General features: G+C 66.5%; 21 protein-coding genes. 14 read left to right on the forward strand and 7 right to left on the reverse strand.

The genetic code is table 11. The features are described 5' to 3' along the window. Positions 1-68 precede the first annotated feature (68 nt). Genes AC5P7X_RS11810 through AC5P7X_RS11820 form a run of 3 tightly spaced genes read left to right on the forward strand, consistent with a single transcriptional unit; the run spans position 69 to position 5165 of the window. Positions 69-2309, forward strand: coding sequence for an ATP-binding protein (locus tag AC5P7X_RS11810; protein ID WP_495214874.1), 2241 nt, complete (start codon positions 69-71; stop codon positions 2307-2309). Further along, on the forward strand, positions 2306-2773 hold the full coding sequence (locus AC5P7X_RS11815) for a response regulator (protein ID WP_049414761.1): 468 nt from the start codon (positions 2306-2308) through the stop codon (positions 2771-2773). Before AC5P7X_RS11810 ends, AC5P7X_RS11815 begins: the two co-directional genes overlap by 4 nt. Beyond that, positions 2766-5165: a response regulator gene (locus AC5P7X_RS11820; RefSeq protein ID WP_372486379.1), complete on the forward strand. Its 2400-nt coding sequence runs from the start codon at positions 2766-2768 to the stop codon at positions 5163-5165. Before AC5P7X_RS11815 ends, AC5P7X_RS11820 begins: the two co-directional genes overlap by 8 nt. 2 nt (positions 5166-5167) lie before the next feature. Here the strand turns inward: AC5P7X_RS11820 and AC5P7X_RS11825 are convergent, their stop codons facing one another. Genes AC5P7X_RS11825 through AC5P7X_RS11835 form a run of 3 tightly spaced genes read right to left on the reverse strand, consistent with a single transcriptional unit; the run spans position 5168 to position 7168 of the window. Then, entirely contained in the window at positions 5168-5860 is a 693-nt protein-coding gene (locus tag AC5P7X_RS11825) for a Rossmann-fold NAD(P)-binding domain-containing protein (RefSeq protein ID WP_171956944.1), read from the reverse strand. Positions 5861-5873: 13 nt separating this feature from the next. After that, positions 5874-6548 carry a ChrR family anti-sigma-E factor gene (locus AC5P7X_RS11830; protein ID WP_372486378.1) on the reverse strand — a complete coding sequence of 225 codons (675 nt, stop codon included), beginning with the start codon at positions 6546-6548 and terminating at the stop codon, positions 5874-5876. Next, complete coding sequence (locus AC5P7X_RS11835) at positions 6545-7168, reverse strand: sigma-70 family RNA polymerase sigma factor (protein WP_053496654.1); 624 nt, start codon at positions 7166-7168, stop codon at positions 6545-6547. Before AC5P7X_RS11835 ends, AC5P7X_RS11830 begins: the two co-directional genes overlap by 4 nt. Positions 7169-7299: 131 nt before the next feature. On the opposite strand from AC5P7X_RS11835, the gene AC5P7X_RS11840 reads away from it, so the two are divergent. From AC5P7X_RS11840 to AC5P7X_RS11890, 11 genes are all read left to right on the forward strand, one after another. Further along, positions 7300-8067, forward strand: coding sequence for a hypothetical protein (locus AC5P7X_RS11840; protein ID WP_206620798.1), 768 nt, complete (start codon positions 7300-7302; stop codon positions 8065-8067). A gap of 81 nt (positions 8068-8148) precedes the next feature. Then, complete coding sequence (locus tag AC5P7X_RS11845) at positions 8149-9099, forward strand: acyl-CoA desaturase (RefSeq protein WP_053496655.1); 951 nt, start codon at positions 8149-8151, stop codon at positions 9097-9099. Between the two features lies 1 nt (position 9100). Beyond that, a complete protein-coding gene (locus AC5P7X_RS11850; RefSeq protein WP_329843515.1) occupies positions 9101-10378 on the forward strand; it encodes an NAD(P)/FAD-dependent oxidoreductase in 1278 nt (425 codons plus the stop codon). Further along, a complete protein-coding gene (locus AC5P7X_RS11855; protein ID WP_053496657.1) occupies positions 10375-11142 on the forward strand; it encodes a DUF1365 domain-containing protein in 768 nt (255 codons plus the stop codon). The genes AC5P7X_RS11850 and AC5P7X_RS11855 overlap by 4 nt, the downstream gene beginning before the upstream one ends. Then, positions 11139-12398 (forward strand): class I SAM-dependent methyltransferase, encoded by a 1260-nt coding sequence (locus AC5P7X_RS11860; protein WP_372486377.1) that lies wholly within the window; start codon positions 11139-11141, stop codon positions 12396-12398. The genes AC5P7X_RS11855 and AC5P7X_RS11860 overlap by 4 nt, the downstream gene beginning before the upstream one ends. Before the next feature lies 1 nt (position 12399). Then, on the forward strand, positions 12400-12945 hold the full coding sequence (locus tag AC5P7X_RS11865; protein ID WP_053496658.1) for a DUF2878 domain-containing protein: 546 nt from the start codon (positions 12400-12402) through the stop codon (positions 12943-12945). Further along, positions 12942-13727 carry a DUF1295 domain-containing protein gene (locus tag AC5P7X_RS11870; protein WP_495214875.1) on the forward strand — a complete coding sequence of 262 codons (786 nt, stop codon included), beginning with the start codon at positions 12942-12944 and terminating at the stop codon, positions 13725-13727. Before AC5P7X_RS11865 ends, AC5P7X_RS11870 begins: the two co-directional genes overlap by 4 nt. Beyond that, entirely contained in the window at positions 13724-14797 is a 1074-nt protein-coding gene (locus tag AC5P7X_RS11875) for an SAM-dependent methyltransferase (protein WP_495214876.1), read from the forward strand. The genes AC5P7X_RS11870 and AC5P7X_RS11875 overlap by 4 nt, the downstream gene beginning before the upstream one ends. Positions 14798-14805: 8 nt before the next feature. Next, positions 14806-15339: a lipocalin family protein gene (locus AC5P7X_RS11880; RefSeq protein ID WP_005416504.1), complete on the forward strand. Its 534-nt coding sequence runs from the start codon at positions 14806-14808 to the stop codon at positions 15337-15339. A 313-nt stretch (positions 15340-15652) separates the two neighbouring features. After that, positions 15653-16279 carry a response regulator transcription factor gene (locus tag AC5P7X_RS11885; protein ID WP_053496660.1) on the forward strand — a complete coding sequence of 209 codons (627 nt, stop codon included), beginning with the start codon at positions 15653-15655 and terminating at the stop codon, positions 16277-16279. Then, complete coding sequence (locus AC5P7X_RS11890; RefSeq protein WP_495214877.1) at positions 16276-18645, forward strand: ATP-binding protein; 2370 nt, start codon at positions 16276-16278, stop codon at positions 18643-18645. Before AC5P7X_RS11885 ends, AC5P7X_RS11890 begins: the two co-directional genes overlap by 4 nt. Here AC5P7X_RS11890 and AC5P7X_RS11895 read toward each other — a convergent pair. The 4 genes from AC5P7X_RS11895 to AC5P7X_RS11910 form a co-directional block, all read right to left on the reverse strand. Next, a complete protein-coding gene (locus AC5P7X_RS11895; RefSeq protein ID WP_372486374.1) occupies positions 18602-19357 on the reverse strand; it encodes a SapC family protein in 756 nt (251 codons plus the stop codon). The genes AC5P7X_RS11890 and AC5P7X_RS11895 overlap by 44 nt on opposite strands. A 110-nt stretch (positions 19358-19467) precedes the next feature. Then, on the reverse strand, positions 19468-19740 hold the full coding sequence (locus AC5P7X_RS11900) for a hypothetical protein (protein ID WP_005409616.1): 273 nt from the start codon (positions 19738-19740) through the stop codon (positions 19468-19470). A 250-nt stretch (positions 19741-19990) separates the two neighbouring features. After that, positions 19991-22027: an elongation factor G gene (fusA, locus tag AC5P7X_RS11905; RefSeq protein ID WP_372486373.1), complete on the reverse strand. Its 2037-nt coding sequence runs from the start codon at positions 22025-22027 to the stop codon at positions 19991-19993. Positions 22028-22443: 416 nt separating this feature from the next. Beyond that, complete coding sequence (locus AC5P7X_RS11910; RefSeq protein ID WP_372486372.1) at positions 22444-23193, reverse strand: hypothetical protein; 750 nt, start codon at positions 23191-23193, stop codon at positions 22444-22446. Positions 23194-23213: the final 20 nt, after the last annotated feature.

A 23213-nucleotide genomic window follows, 5' to 3' on the forward strand; every position in this document is an offset into this window, starting at 1 on the left:
TCACCATCCATGCACACCGGATGCAGTGCTGGGCCGTTCCAGCCATCCACGAACCATGAGTCCCGCCCTTGACGCCTCCTGCCGAATCCGCGCACGACACTGCCCTGTCCCGTTGCGCGCGCGAACCGATCCACACCCCCGGCGCGATCCAGCCCTACGGTGTGCTTCTGGTCGTTGAACCGCAGTCCCTGCAGGTACGCGAGCGCGCCATCAGCCACCCCGGGCTGCTGAAACAGTTCGGCGAACCGTTGATGCAGCACGTCAGTGAAGTGCTGGGCGGCGTGCTGGCACCGTTCCAGGGCGTGTTGCAACAGGCGACGGTGGGCAGCAGCGCGCATGTCGGTGCCGTGCACCTGGATGGGCACGGCCGCCATCAGCTGCTGGTGCACCGCTCCGCCACGGATCTTCTGGTCGAGCTGGAGGCGCCGGTTCCCGGCCAGCCCGGCTCGCTGGAAGAACTGTATCCAGCCATCCGCGAGCTGATGACCGGCATTGAATCGGCAGCGACGGTGGAAGACCTGTGCAGGCTTGCGGCCGCGCACATGCGGCGGCTCACCGGCTTTGACCGCACCCTCGTCTATCAATTCGATCCCGGCTGGAATGGCATCGTGGTGGCCGAAGATGGCAATGGCCTGTTGCCGTCCTACCTGGACTTGCGCTTCCCCGAGTCGGACATTCCCGCACAGGCCCGCGAACTGTACCGCCGGAACCGGGTGCGCCTGATCGCGGACAACAACTATACCCCTACCCCGCTGATGCGGGCCGAAGACCACCGCGAGGCGCCACCGACCGACCTGAGCCTGGCCGTGCTGCGCAGCGTGTCCCCCGTGCATCTTCAATACATGCGCAACATGGGGACCGGGGCGTCGATGTCGGTGTCACTGGTACATGAGGGGCGGTTATGGGGCCTGGTATCCTGCCACACCGTGCAGCCACGCCGCCTGCCCTACCACGTGCGTACCGCCTGCGAGTTCATGGGCCAGATCCTGTCGCTGCAGATTGCACTGAAGGAGCGCGCGCTCGCGATTGAAGAACGCGTCGCGCGTCGCTCGATACTGGTCAAGCTGCTGGGCCGCATGGCCGGCGACGAAGAATTCATGGCGGCCCTGCGCCAGGACGAAGGCAGCCTGCTGTCGCTGACCGGCGCGGCCGGGGCTGCCATCGTGCACAAGGGCGACTGCATGCGCGTGGGTGAGTGCCCGCCCGCCAGCGACGTGCTGGCCCTGGCCGATTGGCTGGCTACCCGGCAGGCCGGCCAGGAAACCTACTGCACCGACTACCTTGCCGCCGACTGGTCGCCTGCCGCGCACCTGGCCGATGTAGCCAGTGGCCTGCTGGCAGTGTCCATTTCGCAGCTGCATGACAGCTACCTGATGTGGTTCCGGCCGGAGGTGGTGCGAACCGTGCGCTGGGGGGGAGACCCCCGCAAGACCGCAGCGCCCGGCGTCGCACTTTCCCCGCGGAGCTCCTTCGAAGCCTGGAAAGAGACCGTGCGGCAGCGCAGCCTGCCGTGGACCGACGCCGACTGCGATGCGGCGCACGAGATGCGCACGGCCATCGTCGATATCGTGCTGCGCAAGGCCGAGGAGATGGCGGAACTGAACGAGCAGCTCCTGCGCAGCAACAAGGAACTGGAAGCCTTTTCCTATTCGGTCAGCCACGACCTGCGCGCCCCCTTCCGCCACATCGTGGGCTATTCGGAGCTGCTTGGCAGCTCGGCGGGCGACCGCCTCAACGAGACCGAGCGCCGCTTCCTGGATACGATCGTCGATTCGGCAAAGTCCGCCGGAACACTGGTGGATGACCTGCTCAGCTTCTCGCAGATGGGACGCTCCACGCTGGGGCGGGTGCGGCTGGACATGGCTGCGCTGGCCGAGGACGTGCGCCGGAGTCTGGCGCTGGATTACGCCGGCCGCGACGTGCAGTGGACGCTCGCGCCGCTGCCGGAGGTGGAAGCCGACCCGACGATGCTTCGCCTGGTCTGGCAGAACCTGCTGGGCAACGCGATCAAGTTCACCCGCGAGCGCGAGCACGCGATGATCGAGATTGGGCACGACTGCAGCGACGCCGAAGATCACTTCTTCGTGCGCGACAACGGCTGCGGCTTCGACATGCGTTACGTCGACAAGCTGTTCGGCGTGTTCCAGCGCCTGCATCACGTCGAAGAGTTCGAAGGCACCGGCATCGGCCTGGCCAACGTGCGCCGCATCATCGGCCGCCATGGCGGCCGTACCTGGGCCGAGGGCGAGCCCGGCAAGGGCGCCACCATTCACTTCACCCTACCCCGCTCCACAGGAGAACACCCATGAGGGACCTGCGGCCGATTCTCCTGGTGGAGGACAGCCCCAAGGATGCAGAGCTGACGATGGCCGCGCTTGCGCGCTGCCAGCTGCTCAACGATGTCATCCATGTACGCGACGGCGCCGAAGCGCTGGACTACCTGCGCTGCGAAGGCAAGTTTGCCGGCGCCATGCACGGCGGCCCGGTGGTGGTGCTGCTGGACCTCAAGCTGCCCAAGGTCAATGGCCTTGAAGTACTGGAACAGGTGCGCGGCGATGCGAATCTGAGCAGCACGCCGGTGGTGATGCTGACCTCCTCGCGCGAAGAGCAGGACCTGGTGCGCAGTTACGAGCTGGGGGTCAACGCATTCGTGGTCAAGCCGGTCGACTTCAAGGAATTCTTCGACGCCATCCAGGGCCTGGGCATGTTCTGGGGCATCACCAACCAGCCACCACCCCATCGGCCCAACGGTTCGGGGCAGCGCAATGCATGATGGATCGCGCCGCAGCGAGCGCCTGCGCATCCTCATGCTGGAGGACAGCGCGCTTGATGCGGAGCTGATCGGCGCCCAGCTGCAGCGTGCCGGCCTCGATTTCGAGGCTGAGCGCTTGTGGACCCGCAACGCGTTCATCGAGGCCATCGAGAACCGCCCGTTCGACGTGATCCTCGCCGATCATGTCCTGCCAGGCTTCGATGGTGACGCAGCACTTGCCCTGGCGCGCGAGCGCGTGCCGCAGACGCCTTTCATCTTTGTTTCCGGCACCCTGACCGAGGAACTGGCGGTACAGGCACTCACGCGCGGCGCCCGCGACTACGTGGTGAAGCAACGCCTGCAACGCTTGCCCGACGCCATCCGCCGCGCTCGCCAGGAGGCGCAAGAGCGCACCCAGCTGGCCAATGCGCAGGCCGCGCTGAACGAAAGCCAGGCCCAGCTGCAGCAGGTCACCGATGCCGTCCCGGCGCTGATCGCCCAGTTGGACAAGGACCATCGCTACCGGTTTGCCAACAAGGCGTTCCTGGACTGGCATGGATTCAGCCTTGCAGAACTGCTGGGTCGGCCGGCTCGGGATGTCAGCGGCATTTCCGCCTTCGAGCACGCCCTGCCCAGCCTGGAACGCGTACTGCAGGGGGAGCGAACCCGCTTCCAGGTCGAACTGATCCATCGCAGTGGCGAATCACGATTCGTGCAGATGGACTGCGTGCCTGAGCATGCCGCCGATGGCAGCGTGGCCGGGTATATCTGCCTGGGCAGCGACGTTTCGCTGCTGAAGCAGGCCGAGCTGGCCCTGCGCGAAGACAACCAGCTGCTTGAGCAGCAGGTACAGGCACGCACGGCCGAGTTGCGCGCCAGCAAGCGGCGCCTGCAGGCGATCTTCGAATCCAGTTTCCAGCACCAGGTGCTGCTGGATCTGTCCGGACGCGTGGTCGATGCCAATGACGCGTCACTGGCCGCGGTGCTGGGAGACAAGAAGGACGTCGTTGGGCAACGCTTCGCCGAATCGGTCTGGTTCGGCACCACCGAGGGCATCAGCGCGCTGATCGATCGGGCCGTGGCCGCAGCCGTACAGGGCCGCAGTTCACTGCATGCGCTGGAACTGGAACTCCCGACCGGGCGGCGCAGCTTCGATTTCTCGTTCCGTCCACTACTCGATACGGAGGGCGTGGTCACCGCTGTGGTCTCCGAGGCCGTGGAAACCACCGCGCGCGTGCAGGCTGAGCATGCGCTGCGCCAGTCACAGAAAATCGAGGCGGTCGGCCAGCTCACCGGCGGCATCGCACATGATTTCAACAACATCCTGACCGTCATTTCCGGCAATGTCGAGCACGCCATGCTGCTCAGTGAAAGGGCTGGCGAGGCCGGTGCGCTGGTGGGCCGTGCGCTGGACAATGCGCTGAAGGGTGTCGGCCGTGCCGCCAGCCTGACCCAGCGTCTGCTGGCATTTGCCCGCCGCCAGCCGCTGCGCAGCCAGGCCGCCAACCTCAACGAGCGCCTGCTGGACATGCACGACATGCTGCAGCGTGCGCTGGGTGAGCTGGTGCAGTTGGAGATCCGCAGCGCCGAGGACATCTGGTGTGTCGAGATCGACGTCAGCCAGCTGGAGGCCTCCGTACTGAACCTGGCGGTGAATGCCCGCGATGCGATGCCGCACGGCGGCCGGCTGGTGATCGAGGTCGACAACAGCCACCTCGACCACGACTACGCTGCGCTGTTCCCGGATGCGACGCCGGGCGAGTACGTGATGCTGCGGGTGCGTGACAACGGCCACGGCATGGATGCAGCGACGCTTGCCCGGGTCTTCGAACCCTTTTTCACTACCAAGCAGGTTGGCCGTGGCACCGGCCTGGGCCTGTCGATGGTGCACGGGTTCGTCAAGCAGTCAGGCGGCCACGTACTGATCGATTCGGTGGAAGGCGGCGGCACCAGTATCACCATGATGTTCCCGCGCTCACCGCTGGCCCTGCCCTCCGAAGCGCGCACCCCGCAGACCGGCCTGGCGGGCTACTCGCCGCGCGAGGAAACCATCCTGGTGACCGAGGACAACGACGATGTCCGCGCCCACACGGTGGATGCACTGCGGCTGCTGGGCTACCGGGTGTTGGAAGCCCACGACGGCCCCTCCGCACTGCGGCTGCTGGAACGCCCTGATACCAAGGTGGACCTGCTGTTCTCTGACGTGGTGATGCCCGGCATGTCGGGCTGGGAGCTGGTGCGTGAAGTCCGTGAACGCTGGCCGGAAGTCGCCGTCCTGTTCACGTCGGGCTATCCGCGCGATCACGACCAGGTGGGCAGCCAGGGACGGGCCGTTGCACTGCTGCCGAAGCCGTTTACCCGCAGTGACCTGGCGACTGCGGTGCGCACCGCGCTGGAGACGGTGCCACACTGAGATCAGGACGCCGAATCGCGCGCGCCGGCAGCGATCCGGTTGATGTCCGCGCATTCCACCGTGCCCGGCGGATGCTCCCGCCCGGCCAGTGCGATCATCGCCTGGCCCAGCGCCAGATTGCTGGTCATCAATGACGGCGCAACGGCGCCGGCCAGCTTCATCAACGGCGCGCCACCCCAGTACAGGGGCTTGAGCAAGCCGTGACGCGTGCCGGTTCCCGGCACCGGCCGGACGCCCCCCGGGCGCAGCATCACCGAGCGCATCGGCAGGGCCTGCAATGCCACCTCGGTCTCGCCCTTGATCCTCAACGGCATCAATCTGCTCTGTGGATCCGCGCCGGCACCGGATACATACAGGAAACATCCCTCGGGATTCGCAGTTGCCCAGGCGCGGGCCACCGCCAGCGTGATGTCCCGGGTCACGCGTCGATACTCGGCCTCAGCCGTGCCGACCGGTGGCGCACCGGCACAGTAGAAGCATGCGTCGAACCCGGCCAGTTCATCCGAGCGCCCCTGGATATGCAGGAAGTCAGGAACAACCAGCTCCCTACCCGCTCCGCTGAGGCTGCCCGGGCGCCGCACCAGCGCGGCCAGATGGCCGACCTGCGGCGAGCGCTGGCAGGCCAACGCCACGCCCTGCCCGACCAGGCCCGAGGCACCGGTCAACAGAATCCTCAACGCACCTTTCCCGGCCATGGTCGCACCCACGCTAGAGTTTCACGAAACGCTGGATCTTCCGCGCCAGCCAACCACTGAACACCAACGGCGCGTCCAGCGCTGAAACGCAGATGCAGGGAACACCCGGAGCAGTTACCGGTTGATGCTCTACCTCCTCATCCAGGTCCGCCACGTCGCCCGGCGCGAACAGCCCCAGCGCGTCGTTGTACGAGCCCCGCAGGATCTGGGTCAGTTCGCTGCGGCCATGGCTGTGCATCGGCAGGCACTTGCCCGGGGCAATCTTCAGCATGATCAGCGAGGGCATCTGCTCCGCCCTGATGCAGTGCACGCCGGGCGCCATCCAGCGCCAGCGCAGGGCACTGAGCGAAGCGCCGAAGTAAGGATGCAGCGCGGCAGGCAGATGATCCGGATCGGCCTCGGGCCGCTCCCTCGGCACAGGGCGCCTGGTTCCGGCGATGGCGCTCGGCACTTCCGAGGCCAACTGCATCAGCATGGCCTCGCGCAACTGCTCGCGACGCGCATCGGCTGCGGGCGGTTGGGTCTGCTCCAGCAGCACCGAGCCGATCGCCTCGGCATCGCGCAGGCGCTGGCGGCAGTGAGGGCACTGCTCAAGGTGGGCACCGGCCACGATGCTCAACGGCACCGGCAGCGCGCCGGCGGCATAGCTCATCAGCGTGGATTCGTGCAGGTGGTGGTGCGGATTCACAGCGCACCTCCCACTTTGGCCTGCAGTTGCAGGAACGCACGTCGCAGGTGTGACTTTACCGTTCCCAGCGGCATGCCCAGCGCCTGGGCAATCTCGCTGTGGCTCTTCGCCTCGAAATAGGACATCCGCACCAGCCTCGCCTGCACGGCAGGCAGCTCGTTGATGCGCTGGCGAAGGCGCGCCTGGTCGGCGAACTGCTCGGCGCTGCTGCGCTCGATCATCTCCACGGCAGCGGCGTCTTCCACCGCTGCCTGCACCTGCATCCAGCTGCGCTCGCGACGGATGCGGTCGATATGCAGGTTTCGCGCGATCCGGTACAGCCAGGTACTCAGCGCGCCTTGGGCCGCATCATACTCGGCCGCCCGCAACCACAGGCGCAGCAGGCACTCCTGCGCCATTTCCTCGGCCACGGCGTCGGGTGCCCCCAGGCCACGCAGATACACGCACAGCCGCGGCATGAAGTAGTCATAGATCCGCATGAAACAGTCGCGGTCGCGCAGCCGCGCCACACTGTCCATGTCATCGGCCCAGTTCGTCGGCTCGCTGCTGGGCTGCTGGGAACTGGACACGGTGCGTGCGGTATCGAAGTTGAGGAGGGTGCTGGCAGCGTCAGGGTACATCTGCGTGAGCGGCGGGCAGGTGAAGGTCTGTCCTCTCTACGCGCAGGGGCGGCCATTGGATGCAGCAGGCACTGTGCATCCAAGCAGCCGCGCCCGCCGTATGACCTGAGCCTCCCTACCGGATGAACACCATGCGCACTGCCTGGCTGCTGCTGTGCCTGCCCCATGCCGCGCTGGCGGCGCCCTGGCTGCGCAACGAGGGCGTGGCCACCTCGGCGCAGGGCGATCTGCTCTATCGTGAAGTGCACTGGCGGCGCGGCCCATCGGAGGGTGCCGAGCGCTGGGTGCTCTATCAGTGCCCGGATGGCCGCCCCTTCGCCCGCAAGCATCTGCCGGCCAGCGCCCGCCCGCTGGCCCGGGGCTATTCGCTGCAGGACAGCCGTAGTGGGCAAACCGCTGACGTCGACGCCAGTGGCGAGTCGGTGTCCATCGCCTGGAAAGAAGATGCCGCCAGTGAGCTGCGTCATCGTCGGCTTGAGCTGGCTCCGGATGCGGTGATCGACACGGGCTTCGACGCCGCGGTGCGCCAGCATTGGCCAGCGCTGCTGCGAGGTGAACGCATCAGCCTGCCCTTCCTGGTGCCGGGGCGGCAGCGCTTCTTCCCGGTGCAGGTGCGGCACACCGGCCCGGTTCGCTGGCAGGGCATCGACGCCCAGGCCATCGAGGTCAGTCTGGACACCTGGTACGGCGGCATCGCGCCGCGCCTGTCGCTGGTCTATGCCAGCACCGACCGCCGCCTGCTGGAATTCCGCGGAACCAGCAACCTGCGCGATACCCGCGGCACCTACCCACAGGTCACGGTGCGCTTCAGCTCGCCGGTGGCCGAGCGGTCCGCCAACGAATGGCAACAGGCCTGGACGCAACCCCTGGTTGGGCGCTGCAGCGTGATGCCCAAGTGAAGCCGAAATTCTCCACAGCCGGCCGCATCCATTGCGCGCACTGCTGCGTAGAGGAAGACACGACACCCGCCGAGATCCGCCATGGCCTCTGTAGCGCCCCTCCCCCGCCGACGCTGGCGCCTGCTGCGCACCCTGAAGCGCTGGGTCGACACCGGCAGCGCTGCAGACCACGCCGCTGGCGAGCCTGGACGCATCGACTGGCTGCGCGCCGTACCGTTCGCGTTGATGCACCTGGCCTGCATCGCGGTGATCTGGGTAGGTATCTCGTGGACGGCAGTGATCGTCGCCGCAGCCCTCTACGCAGTGCGCATGTTTGCGATCACCGCCTTTTACCACCGCTACTTCTCGCACCGGACGTTCCAGGCATCGCGAACGGTGCAATTCGTGTTCGCGGTGATCGGCGCGTCCAGCGTGCAACGTGGGCCGCTGTGGTGGGCGGCCCACCATCGCCATCACCATCGGCATGCCGACCAACCGCTGGACCCGCACTCGCCGCGCGAAGGCGGCTTCTGGCGCAGCCACATGGGCTGGTTCCTCACCCGCGAGGCATTCGCCACGGATCTATCGCGCGTGCCTGACCTGGCGCGCTTCCCGGAACTGCGCTGGCTGGACCGCTTCGATACGGCGGTGCCGGTACTGCTGGCCGCTGCGCTGTACGCACTCGGCGCCGGCCTGGAGCGCTGGGCGCCCGGGCTGCACACCTCTGGCCCGCAGTTGCTGGTGTGGGGCTTCTTCATCTCCACCGTGGTGCTGTTCCACGCCACCGTCACCATCAACTCGCTGGCCCATCGTTTTGGCCGGCGGCGCTTCGAGACCCGCGACGACAGCCGCAACAACCTCTGGCTGGCGCTGCTTACCTTCGGCGAGGGCTGGCACAACAACCACCATTTCTTCCCCGGCACCGTCCGCCAGGGGTTCCGCTGGTGGGAGATCGACCTGACCTGGTACGGGCTGCGCGCAATGGCGGCCATGGGCCTGGTGAAGGGGCTCAAGCCCATCCCCGAGTGGGTACTGGCCAAGGCGAGGTACTGACATGCGCATCGCGATCATCGGCTCCGGCATTGCCGGCCTGGCCAGTGCCTGGTGGCTGGACGGCGAACACGAAGTGACGCTGTTCGAGGCCAACGATTACCTGGGCGGACATACCCACACCCATGACGTGCAGGTGGACGGCACGCGCATGGCGGTGGATACCGGTTTCATCGTGTTCAATCCCCTGCACTACCCACTGCTGACGGCACTGTTCGAAGAACTGGGTGTGGCCTCGCAGCCGACCACCATGAGCTTCTCCATGCACAGCGAGCGCAGTGGCGTCGAGTACAACGCCACTTCGCTGGATGGCCTGTTCTGCCAACGTCGCAATCTGGTTTCGCCACGTTTCTGGGGAATGCTGGCCGACCTGCGCCGGTTCTACCGGGATGCGCCGCTGCTGCTGGCGGAAGACGAAGGCCCGACACTGGGCCAGTACCTGCGCAGCCAGCGCTACGGCACCGCTTTCATCGACGAGCACCTGCTGCCGATGGCTTCGGCACTGTGGTCGTCACCGACCGCCACGGTCATGCAGTTCCCGGCCCGCTACCTGGCCCAGTTCATGGCCAACCACCAGATGCTGCAGATGACCGGGCGCGCACCCTGGCGGGTAGTCAGCGGTGGCTCGGCACGCTATGTCGATGCCCTTCGCGCCCGCTGGCGGGTGCGCGAACGGCTGGAATGCCCGGTTCACTCGGTCGAACGCATGCCGTGGGGCGCGCGCGTGCACAGCGCGGCGGGCGTGGAGGGTTTCGACGAGGTCATCATGGCATGCCACAGCGACCAGGCGCTTGCCCTGCTGCGTGACGCCGATCCGGCCGAACGCGAAGTGCTCGGCGCCATCCGCTACCAGCCCAACGAAGCAGTACTGCATACCGATGCATCGTTGCTGCCGCGCAACCGCAAGGCATGGGCTGCATGGAATGCACACGTTCCCAGGGATCCAGGCGCGCCCTGTACGGTCAGCTATTGCATGAACCTCCTGCAGGGCCTGCCCGGTGACACCCCGCTGGTCGTGACCCTCAACCGCAGCGAGGCGATCGACCCGGCCAAGGTGCTGCGCAGGCTGCACTATGCCCACCCGGTGCACGATCATGCCGCCATCCGTGCCCAGCAGCGCTGGGCAGAGCTGCAGGGCCGCCGCCACACCTGGTTCGCGGGCGCATACTGGGGCTGGGGCTTCCACGAAGACGGCATCCGCAGCGCCCGCCGCGTGGTGGACGCGATGCGCGAGTGCGCCGCGCACCGTGACAGCGTTGTACCCGGCGAGGTGGCAGCGTGAGTGCCAGCGCACTCTACTTCGGGCAGGTGATGCACCGACGGCATCATCCGCAGCCCCACGCATTCCGCTATCCGATCGCGCAGCTGCTGCTCGATCTTGACGAGCTGGAGACCGTGTTCGCCGGGCGCTGGCTGTGGTCGGTCAATCGCCGCAACCTGGCCGAGTTCCGCCGCAGCGACTACTTCGGCAATCCCGCACAACCACTGGCCGATGCGGTGCGCGACCGTGCCGCGTCCACCCTGGGCTATCGGCCTACCGGCCCGGTACGCCTGCTCACCCATCTTCGCTTCGCCGGGCACGTATTCAACCCGGTCAGCTTCTACTACTGCTACCAGTCCGATGGCAGCACCCTGGACTGCATCGTCGCCGAGATCACCAATACGCCCTGGAAGGAACGGCACGCCTATGTGCTGCCAGTCGCCACGGCCACCCACGAAGGCGCCTCGCTGCGCTGGCGGTTCGACAAGCGCTTCCATGTCTCACCGTTCATGCCGATGGATTGCCACTACGACTGGCGGTTCAACTGCCCGGATGATGATCTGCGCGTGCACATGCAGGTCTGGCGCCAAGGCGTTCGCCAGTTTGATGCCACCCAGACAATGCAGCGGCACGCGCTGGATGGCCGCGGGCTGGCCCGGGTCCTGGCCTGCTATCCCTTGATGACCCTGCAGGTGATGGCCGCCATCCACTGGCACGCGCTGCGGCTGTGGCTGAAGCGCAACCCCGTGCATGACCACCCTGCCCTTGCCGAGAAACCGCGATGAACTCGATGACTCCCCTGGTCGCCCTGCCGCGTCCCGGCGCCTTGGATGCCTTCCTGCGCCGCCGCCTGCTGGAACAGCTTGCCCCCATGCGCGACGGCCGCCTGTGCGTGCGTGATGCACTCGGCGACGTCTGGCTGGGCGAAGCCCATGGCGAACTGCAGGTGACCGTCACCATCGATGACCCGGCGTTCTACCGCAAGGTTGCAGCGCAAGGTAGCGTGGGCGCAGGTGAAAGCTACATCCAGGGCGAATGGCACTGCGATGACCTGGTGGCGCTGATCCGGCTGCTGGTGCGCAATCGCGACCTGCTCGACGGCATGGAGCGCGGCCCGGCCCGCGTGGGTGGCTGGCTGCTGCGCGGCTGGAACCGCCTGCGCCGCAACAGCCGTGAAGGCAGCCGCCGCAACATTGCCGCGCACTACGACCTCGGCAACGACTTCTTTGCCCTGTTCCTGTCGCCGGACCTGATGTATTCCTCCGCCCTGTTCGACACAGAAGACGAGTCGCTGGAATCCGCCTCCCGGCGCAAGCTGGACCGCATCTGCCAGCAGCTCCAGCTCAAGCCGGGCGATCGCGTGGTGGAGATCGGCACCGGCTGGGGTGGTTTTGCGCTGCACGCCGCGCAGCACTACGGCTGCCACGTCACCACGACCACCATCTCCGCCGAGCAGCACGCGCTGGCTGCCCAGCGCGTGCAGGCAGCGGGCCAGCAGGACCAGGTCACCCTGCTGATGCAGGACTACCGCGACCTGCAGGGCCAGTTCGACAAGCTGGTGTCGATCGAGATGATCGAAGCCATCGGCGCGGAATACCTGGACACCTACATGGGCACGCTGCAGCGCCTGCTCAAGCCTGATGGCGTTGCCCTGCTGCAGGCCATCACCATCGAGGACCATCGCTACGAGCAGGCCCGGCGCAGCGTCGACTACATCAAACGCTATGTGTTCCCCGGCAGCTTCATTCCGTCGATCAACGCGATCATGGCCGCCAAAACGCGGTCCAGCGACCTGCAGCTGATCGCCCAGCAGGACTTCGGCCACTCCTACGCGCTGACCCTGCGCGCCTGGCGCCAGCGCTTCCTCGACCGGTTGCCCGACGTGCAGGCGCAAGGCTTCGATACGCGCTTCTGCCGCCTGTGGGAGTTCTACCTGGCCTACTGCGAGGGCGGCTTCCTGGAGCGCTCGATCGGGGTCTCCCATCTGCTGATGGCGCGCCCGGGGCATCGCCCGGGCGCCTCATCGGGCCAAGGCAGCTGAGATGCGCAGATTCTGGCCCAATCTGCTTGGCAACCAGCTGGTCTGGGTGTGCGCCGTGGCCGGCGCCGGGCGCGGCTGGCAGTGGCCGGCGTTGCTGGCAGCCTCTCTCTACATCGGCAGCCAGCTGCTGACGTCGCCGCAACCACGGCTGGATCTTCGGTTGATGGTGTTGGCACTGGCCTGCGCATGGCTGGTCGACGCCAGTGCTGCCGCCAGCGGCACCGTGCGCTATGCCGCCGCCCCGCTGGGCTGGGTGCCGCCTCCCTGGATCATGGCGCTGTGGGCCGCGTTCGCGATGACGCTGACCACCTCGATGCGCTTCCTGCTGCGCCACCCTGCCTTGCCGGCCCTGTTCGGCCTGCTGTTGGCACCGCTGGCCTACCTCTCCGCAGCGCGCGGTTTCGATGCGGTCCGCTTCGCCGCACCCACGTGGCAGGGCCTGCTGGTGCTGGGCGCGGGCTGGTGCATTGCGCTTTCGCTGCTGTGCGTCACCGCTCGTCGCGGCTCTCGCACCACCCCGCCCTCCCTGGCCGGAGCATCGCCATGATCAATCTGCTGTGGGTACTTCTGTATGCCGTGCTGGTGATGAGCTGGGGCTGGGCCTGGCAACGCCGCCGCCAGAACATCGGCGTCGTGGACGTGCTCTGGGCCAAGGGCGTGGGTGCCTCTGCCCTGCTGCTGGCGCTGCTCGGCGATGGCGCGATGTTGCCCCGGATTGCGTTGGGCCTGCTCGGCGGCCTGTGGGGCAGCCGGTTGGCGCTGCACCTGTGGCGCCGGGTCCGTAGCGAACCCGAAGACGGGCGCTACCGCTATCTGCGCGAACACTGGCAGAGCCACCAGGGCAAGATCTTTGGCTTCTTCATGGCGCAGGCGCTGCTGGTCGTGCTGTTCGCCCTGCCCTTCGTTGCGGTGGCAGCCAATCCCCATGCTGGCCTGACACCGTGGACAGTCGCCGCAGCACTGGCCTGGCTGCTGAGCGTCGGCGGCGAGAGCCTGGCCGACCGCCAACTCGCACGTTTCCGCGCCGACCCGGCGAACAAGGGCCGCACTTGCCGCGAAGGGCTCTGGCGTTATTCACGCCACCCCAACTACTTCTTCGAGTGGCTGCACTGGTTCACCTATGTGCTGCTTGCCGTCGGCTCCCCCCTGTGGTGGCTGGCGTGGGCCGGGCCGCTGCTGATGTATCTGTTCCTGCGCTATCTCAGCGGTATCCCCTTCACCGAGAAGCAGGCGTTGCGCAGCCGCGGCGACGACTACCGTGCCTACCAGCGCAGCACGCCTACGTTCTTTCCCTGGTTCCCCCGTTCTTCCAAGGAGCATTCCGCATGAGCGCGATCCCGTCACTGAATCCGGCCGAAGGTGCGGAAACCGGGCTGATCGCCTGGGCCGAACGCGGGCTGGTTCCCGATGCGGCGCTGCGTGCCGGCATCCGGCGCCTGTGCGCGCAACGCCTGCATGAGGAATCGGCGGGAGGTATCGAGGCACAGTCCGCGCGCTTCAGCCGTCGCATCGCAGAACTGACCGACAGTCCGCTCGCATTGCATACCGACGCGGCCAACCGCCAGCACTACGAAGTTCCCGCGGCATTCTTCCAGGCCTGCCTGGGCAAGCGGCTGAAGTACAGCAGTTGCTATTACCCCACCGGGCGCGAAACGCTGGACCAGGCCGAGGAGGCGATGCTGGAACTCTATGGCCAGCGTGCCGGACTTGCCGACGGCCAGCAGATTCTCGAACTGGGCTGTGGCTGGGGTTCGCTGACCCTGTGGATGGCCGAACGCTATCGGCAGGCCAACATCACTGCGGTGTCCAACTCGCACAGCCAGCGCCAGCACATCATGGCGCAATGCCAGGCCAGGGGCCTGCACAACGTCGAGGTACTGACCCGCGACGTCAACCAGCTTGAGCTGCCCACGGCACGCTTCGATCGCTGTGTCTCGGTGGAAATGTTCGAGCATTTGCGCAACTACCAGCGACTGCTGGCGCACATCGCGCAGTGGCTGAAGCCCGACGGTGCGCTGTTCGTGCACATCTTCGCCCATCGCACGTTGATGTACCCGTTCGAGACCGAGGGTGGCGACAACTGGATGGGGCGCCACTTCTTCACCGGCGGCCTGATGCCGGCCGCTGACACCCTGCTGCATTTCCAGCGCGACCTGCGACTCGATCAGCGCTGGCTGCTGGACGGCACCCACTACCAGCGCACCGCCGACCATTGGCTGGCCAACCAGGATGCGGCCCGCGAGGCGGTGATGCCGGTTCTGGTCGCAACCTACGGCCAGGCGGCGGCGAAGATCTGGTGGCAGCGCTGGCGCATGTTCTGGATGGCCTGCGCCGAGCTGTTCGGCTACGACGATGGCCAGCAGTGGCTGGTTGCCCACTATCTGTTCCGTCCCCGTTGAGGTGTGACATGCGCATGCGCTCCCTGCTTCCGCTGCTGGCCTTGAGCCTGTTCGGTTCCGGCTGCAGTTCCAGCGATACCCGTCCTCTGCCCCGCCCGCCCTCGGTGGACGTGCCGCGCTTCATGGGCGACTGGTATGTGATCGCCCACATACCCTCATGGCCGGAGCGCGAGGCCTTCGACGCGGTTGAGAGCTATGCGCTGCGGCCAGACGGGCGCATCCAGACGACCTTCACCTATCGCAAGGGCAGTTTCGACGCCCCGCAGAAATCGATGCACCCGGTTGGCCGGGTGGAGAAGAACGGCAATGGCGCGATCTGGGGCATGCAGTTCGTCTGGCCGATCCAGGCTGAGTATGTGATTGCCTGGCTCGACGACGACTATGGCCAGACCATCGTCGCACGCAGCAAGCGCGACTATGTCTGGTACATGGCGCGTACCCCGCACGTGTCGGACAGCGACTACCAGCACGCCGTGGAGCGCATCGCGGCCATGGGCTACGACACCGGCAGGCTCAGGCGCGTACCTCAGTCGGTGCGATAGATCGCCAACCGCCCACCACTCGGCTCGCGGGTGACCAGGCACTTCGGAGTGACGCGTCACATTAATACCCCCCTCGCAGGGTGCCGGCAGCCCTGCAACCCAGGCCACCTGTACCCAGCGAGAGCGCGCCAGGACACTGCGTCCACACGGCTTTCAACCTGACGATACGTCCAGCCCATGGATCAGCTCTTATCGATGGAGCTCATACATCGATCTTTAGGAATAGTCGTAAAAACGCAACAAATTCGATGTTCGACGCGACAGCGGCGCCAGAATGGCGGCCACGCCCACGGGCGCTGACCACCTCCCGCGCATGAATGGATTTCCTGCACCGCGCCGGCTTCGCCTGGCGCTCCTGGACGATCATGAAGTCGTCCGTCGCGGCACCGCCCTGCACCTGTCAGGCGATCTCCGGTTCGACATCGTCGCCAGCCATGGTTGCAGCGGCGCGCTGATCGACAGCCTGCACCGCTTGCCCGTGGATGTGGCCATCATCGATCTCACGCTCGCCCGTGGCGACCTGGGCGGCATCGAGCTGGTTACGCTGCTCTGTCGCGAATTCCCGCGCACACCAATGCTGGCCTTCGCCACGCTCTCTCCCACCACGAATCTCAACAGCCTGATCGATGCCGGACTCGGTGGGTTCGTCAGCAAGGCCGAACCCCTTGCGGCATTGTCCGACGCCATCGTGCGCGTCTTCCAGGGCCTGATCCGGATTCCGCCGGACGTCAGGCTGGCCGGTGATCGCGGCGAGCTCAGCCGCAACGAGCGGGAGGTACTGGAGCTGCTGCTGGAAGGCCTGACCGTATCGGAGATCGCGCTGCGCCGGCACCGCAGCATCAAGACCGTCAGCACACAGAAGGTCGCGGTGCTGCGCAAGCTGGGATTGCGCAGCGATGTGGAGATCTATGCGCTGCGTGAACGGCTGGAGTCTCCGTGAGGCGCCATGCGCCATTGCGCCCGTGCCTGCTGATCCTCGGGTTGCTGGTGCTGCTTCTCCTTCCCGCTGCGTCGGCGGAAGATATCCGGTCACCACGCTGGCTGCCGGGCAGCAGCGTGCGGGTCTCCACCGCCCCGTCCCTACGCCCCGCGCCCGCGGCGATGGCCGATCCGTCATCACCGCCGACGCTCGCCCATGGCTACGCCAACCTGGTGGCGCGTCACGCCCAACTCAGCTTCCTGGAACAGCCCTACCCGACGACCGCCGCATCAATCCTCGCTGTGTGCCATCACGAGGCCGACCTGGTCATGGTGTTTGGCGGTGCGAGACACCAGAAGCCACCCTGCCCCGACCTTGCCGCGTCCAGCCGCTTCCGGGGTGGCGCCACTCTGCTGGCAGGGCGCGCCGGCGAATGGCTGCCACGGGAGATACGCGAGCTCGACGGCCGGGTCGTAGCCGTGGTTGAAGGCGGGCCCTACGCCGGCTGGCTGCGCGCGCATCACCCTCAGATCCGGCTGCAGCCCCTGTCTGATCGGTACGCAGCATTGGCGGCAGTGCAATCCGGCGTGGCCGACGTGGCGATTGGCCTGGAATCCACGCTGCGCCCGCTGGTTCGACGCCATTTCAACGGCAGCCTGCGCCTGCAGCCATTCGACAGCGACTTCTCCACCGACCTCTACCTGCTCGTCCGCCAGGAAGACCAGCAGCTGCTTGAACGCATCGGACAGGCATTGCGGGAGATCACACTCGAGGAGCATGCGAGCCTGCTCCACCTGTGGGCAGGCCAGACCCTGCCAGCAGCGGCGGGAAACGCACTGGACTGGATGCAGGCCTCGCCCCCGCGCGGCTGGCTGTTGCTGGCCCCTCTGCTGGTCGCCCTGCTGCTGTGGCCCATGACCCGTCACCTGCGGGTACGGGGCGACCGCCGCAGCGCGCAGGCCATCGGGATGATCAGTCACGAGATGCGCAATTCTGCGCAGGCCGTACTGGCCTCGATCGAGCTGCTTGGACAATCGGCACTGCCGAAAGGCGAGCGCGATCTGCTCGCCGCTGCCAGCAGCGCCAGCCAATCCCTGCGCGGCCTGTTGAATCGCGCACTGGATTTTTCGCGTCTCGCCAGCGGCGCTTTCAGGCCGCATGCACAAGCCTGTGATGCGACCCAGCTTTGCCGGCAGGCACTGGAGGCCATTCGGCCACAGGCGCAACGGAAAGGGCTGCAACTGCATCTTGATGCCCCGGCCGAACCTTTGCCGATCATTCTGGTGGACATTGATGCGCTACGCCAGATTGCCAGCAATCTGCTGGCCAATGCGGTGAAGTTCAGTGATATCGGCGGCATCGAGCTGCGCCTGCGACTGCTTCCAGCAGCGCGGCCGCAGGAGCTGCTGATGGAGGTGATCGACAGCGGGATCGGGATCGCGCCCGCACAGGTAGCCGAACTGTTCCAGCCTTTCCATCAAGGCAGCGGTGGGCATCAGCGTGGCGGTAGTGGCCTCGGGCTTTCCATTGCACGCGAGCTGGCACGTGCGATGGGGGGCGATCTGACCGTGCACAGCGTCCTCGGTCGCGGCAGCCGCTTCATCCTGCGCCTGCCGGTGTGCACAGCTGACTCTGCCGAGAGTGTCCGGGACATGCCCGTGGAGGGCACGCCACTGGCCGGGCTGCAACTGCTGCTGGTGGAGGACCACGCACTCAATCGCCACGTCATTGCCGAACAGTTGCGGCGCTGGGGCGCCGAGGTATGTGCCCTGGAAGATGCGGCCAGCGCGCTGGCCGAACAGATACGCCACCCCCGCCCTGCCGCGTTGATCGACATCGGGCTGCGTGGCATCGATGGCTACGCATTGGCACGCGAACTGCGCGCCCGTAACGGGCATCCGCTCCGCCTGATCGCCTTGTCCGCCCGCACCGGGCGAGGTCACCACGCACGTTGCCGTCGCTCGGGTTTCGATGCGGTGCTGGCCAAGCCGTTGCGCGCCGCCGAACTGCTCGCTGCTCTGGGCATTCCGGCGCTGGGGAGCCTGGACGCGCTTGAGCCGGCGACTGAAATGGACGCGGCCTACAGCGCCGACATCTGCGATGAACTCAGCAGGATCGAGCGGATTATCGATCGTGCAGACGCATCGGCGCTCGGTCATCACGCGCACCGATTGCAGGGCGCACTACAGATGCTGGGTCAATGCGAGCACGCCGCCGTCGCGGCCGAGCTGGTCGATCTGGCGCAGGACGCCACGCCAGACTGGACCGACGCACGTCGCCTGCTGTGCGTACTGCAGGCCGGACAGGGCGCCCGCGTCGCGGGAACCCTGCCCAACCCCTTGATCACGCGGCCAGACGCTCGACCTGGCGACGGGTCAGGTCATTGAAGCGACCCAGCGACATCAGGTGCTGGTGGATCAGTGCCAGCCAGCCACTGCGGTGCCACTCGACCACGGTTGCTTCCGGCAGCGCCACGAACTTCTCGACGTCCACGACCAGGAAGCCGTTGAGGTTGAACTCCCGGCCATCCGGGATACGCACGGTGGCGTTGCGCTCCACCAGCAGGCCGTTGTCGACCAGGGCCTTGGAGAAAGCCTGGGTCTGTTCGTGTTCGCGGGTGTACTGGCCGCAGAATTCCAGGGCCTGCTGCACCATCTCGGTCGCCTTGCCGTCAACGAACAGCGGCTGGCCTTCCTCGCCCCCCTTGACCACGCGCGGGCTCTCTTCGTCGATGCCCAGCAGGAAATCATTCTCCGCACCGGTGTCGATGAAGATGAAGGGGTGGCGGCGCAGGTAGGCGGGAATGTAGGCCTCGTCTTCCCACAGGCCATCCTTGATGAACAGGTTCTGGTCGGACACGCCCACGGCAGCCATCGGAACCGCGCTCGGGCCGGCAAACAGGATCGGGAAGTGGTGCAGGGCCAGCGAGAACTCGCCCAGCACCAGCGGAATGGCATTGTTGCCGGCGGCAAACTCCAGCTTGCCCGGCAGGATGCGCAGATCGGCATGCACATCGGCCTGCAGCGGCACCGGGCGGGTATAGAACAGGGGGGCGCCGCTCGGCGCCGCTTCGGCGGTGGTGTCGCTGGTGGTGGTCATGTTGGGAACCGTTCGATCATGCGCGCCTGCCATCCCGGGCACGCCAGCGGGAACAACCTGAATCCCGCATTATCAACAAGCTCGATGACAACGGCCACCCCATCGGCGAACTATTTCAGCTGCAGGGGGTAGCGCTGCCAGAGCACGTGGACCAGGAAACCGGCCAGCTCGGTGTCGCGGGCACTGACCGCCGCACGGATCTTGTCCAGCAGCACCATGTCGCTGCAGGAACGCACGTCGGCATGATTGGCCTGCCCTGCCCTGCGCGCACGATAGCGCGCCGCCCGCTGCGCATCGCTCATCGCGTACCCGAACTTGGGCGGACGACCGCGCTTGCGCGGCAGGGTCAGCTCCAAGGTTCCGGGGTCTTTGTCATCACGCATGAGAGGGGTGCGGGCGGCGGCGAGCAACGGGGGGTGCGCAATTTATCGTGAGGCATCACTTTAATCCAGCTTTTTCTACAGATTTGGTGCGATGCAGCGCCAATGTTGCCGTGTCGGTGCGGATCCATCCACGCATGGCGTGGATCTACTGCAGAGCTCGCGACCCGGTCACCCGGTAGATCCACGCCATGCGTGGATACGGAAACCCGAACAAAAAAAGGGAGCCCGCGAACGGGCTCCCTCACCTTGCCTATGCCGCGCGTACTGGCTCATAGCCGTGCAGGTGCGCCTCACTGCTGGCCCGCCCCTGGCTGAGCGAACGCAGCGAGGTGGTGTAACCCACCAACTGCGCCAGTGGCGCGAAACCACTGACCTCGGCACGACCGTCCTGGTCCTCGATGCGGGCGATGCGGCCATGGCGCCGGTTGAGGTCGCCGACCACATCACCCACCGACGCCGACGGCGAATGCACCGTCACCGCCATCACCGGCTCCAGCAGCTGCGTGCCACCCTCGGCCAGCGCCGCCTTGATCGCCTCGGCGCCTGCGCGATGGAATGCCATCTCCGAAGAGTCCTTGGCATGGGTCTGACCATCGACAAGACTGACCTCGATGCCGACCACCGGATGTCCCTGCGGACCTTCCGACAGCGCAGCACGCACGCCCTTTTCCACCGCCGCGATGAAGCTGCGCGGCACCACGCCACCGACGATGCGGTCGTTGAACACGACAAGGTCGTCGTCGCGCGGTGTCACATCCAGCACCACGTGCGCGAACTGGCCCTGGCCACCGGTCTGCTTGACCAGCCGCCCGACGACACCGGTCATCGGGCGCATCGGCGTCTCCTGGTAGGCCACGCGTGGCGCACCTACGGCCACGTCGACCTTCCATTCGCTGCGCAGGCGCTCGACCATCACCTCCAAGTGCAGCTCGCCCATGCCCCAGACCAGGGTTTCACCCGTTTCCCGGTCCGTTTCCACACGGAACGAGGGGTCTTCCTGGGCCAGGCTGGCCAGTCCCTGCGCCATCCGGATCAGGTCCGCCGCACGCGCCGGCTCCAGCCGCCAGGCCAGCACCGGCGCCTGGGCCTGGATGTTCTCCAGCCGCAGCGGTTGCGCACGGCTGCTCAGCGTCTCGCCACTGACCGCATCCTTCCAGCCCAGTACCGCGACGATGTCACCGGCCACGGCCTGCTCGATGTCATGGGTCTGGTCGGCCTGCACCCGCACCAGGCGACTGACACGCCGCCCCTGCGGATGCTGCGAACTGGCCACCGCGTCGCCCACCTTCAAGGTGCCCGAGTACAGCCGCACGAAGCTCAGCGCGCCGTGCTGCTGGTGGGTGATCTTGAACAGCAGGCCCGCCAGTGGACCGTCCGGATCCGGCGGCAGCATCACCTCGCCCTCATCGCTTTCGGCGCTGACAGCAGGGCGATCCAGCGGCGACGGCAGGTAATCGACCACGGCATCCAGCAGCGTCTCGATGCCCTTGTCCTTGAACGCAGCACCGGCCAGCACAGGCACGCCGGCACCTGCCAGCGTCGCCCGCCGGATCGCCGCGCGCAGCATATCGGCACCAATCACGCGACCTTCCAGCCAGGCATCGGCCAGTTCTTCGTCATGATCGGCCACAGCTTCGACCAGCGCATCGCGCTGGGCCTGCCATTGGGCGCGCGCCGCTTCGTCCCACGGGGTCACCGTGGTTGCGCCGCCCTCCTGCCACTGCAGCACGCGCTCATCGACCAGATCGACCCAGCCATTGAAGCCGCTTTCGCTGCCCAACGGCACGCCCAGCGCCCACGGCCGCGCGCGCAGCTTGTCCTGCAGCTGCTCCAGCACGCGCTCAAACGCAGCGCCTACGCGGTCCATCTTGTTGACGAAAGCGATCAGCGGCACGCGATGGCGACGCGCCTGGCGCCACACCGTCTCGGACTGCGGCTGCACGCCGTCCACGGCCGAGAAGACGGCCACGGCACCGTCGAGCACGCGCAGTGAACGTTCGACTTCGATGGCGAAATCGATGTGGCCGGGGGTATCGATCAGGGTCAATCGATGCGCCGGCAGGTCGCGCGGTGCCCACTGCGCCTGCACGGCAGCCGCGCCAATGGTGATGCCACGTTCGCGCTCGATCGCCGAGAAGTCGGTGGTCGCATTGCCGTCGTGCACTTCGCCGACGCGATGGATTTCGCCGCTTTTCCACAGCAGGCGTTCGGTCAGCGTGGTCTTGCCGGCATCGATGTGGGCAATGATGCCAAGGTTGCGACGGCGGGAAAGGACTTGGGTGTTCATGAGAAAGGTTCCTGCAAAGCCAACTTCGGGGGCCGCGCACCCCGGTTGGCGACAGGGTGCGCGGCTAGCGTTCGGTCTCGGCGATCTGGTGCATGGCACGTTCTCCTTGCGGTACATCGGGTTACGGGAAATGGAACTGCGGAAACGAAAAGAGCGCCCCGAAGGGCGCTCTGTCGAAGGTCCAGCGATGGCCGTCTCAACGGCCTCGTGGGGCTCCAGGCAGACACGCCCGTTCCGCGCTTGCGCGGGTCAGGGTGAAAAACTTCAGGAGCGGCATCCGGTTCATGGGGCGCATTCTAGACCTGCCAATCTGGCGCGCAAGTGAATATTGAGCACACAAATGGAACGATGAGGCCGGCAACGATAGGGGTCAGATCCCTTTGCCCCTGGCAAAGGGATCTGACCCCTGGCGGCCCTTACTTGCAGCCGTGCAGCTTGCGCGCCTCGGCCACTGTCGCAGCCTGGTCATCGCCCATCGAGATCCAGCCCTTCAGCGACATCGCCGGATCTACATGCGGCTGGCGCGCGCCACCGCGGACCACCACTTCGGTCCAGCTGCCCACCGGCGCCAGCTCGGACAGGCGTGCCGCCTGATCGTCCTCGGTGCTGAACATGTCATCTGGACCCGCCTGCGGCGTGGTATTCACGGTGTCCGTCTTACGGGTCCGGACCCGAAGTGCGCCGTCCGGGAGCCGCTGACTGATCACGTCGTAGCGCTCGATACCGTATGCCCAGCTGTTCTCGCCAACACTGCGGGTCTCGCTACCGTCATCGGCCACGGTTACCACCTCGCCTGCCGGCCCGACAACGCCCGCGACGGCCCCCAGGCCGGACATCAGCGCCTGATAGACGATCATCTGCCGCTGCTCGGTAGTCAATGCTCCGGCCTTGAGCTTGGCGGCAGGAATCTTCAGGTACGCCGCTTCACTGCACAGCACCAGCACCTGCTGGTCGTCCCAGCTCACCGACATTTCCTCGTTGGCAAAGTACTGCGTCTTCATCGACGTCACTGCGGCACCGTCGCCACTGGAATGCCGGGTTTCGATCAGCGAGGCATTCTCGGCCGCGTTGGTCAGCGAAACCTGGGAGGTCGAAGCTGCATGGGCTGCGCAAACGGAAGCAATCATCGCGGCAAGCAGCACGCTGCGGGTAACGGTGCGGAACATGGCATCAGTCCATTGAAGAA

This window comes from Stenotrophomonas sp. YJH_SMC_53 (genome assembly GCF_059369995.1).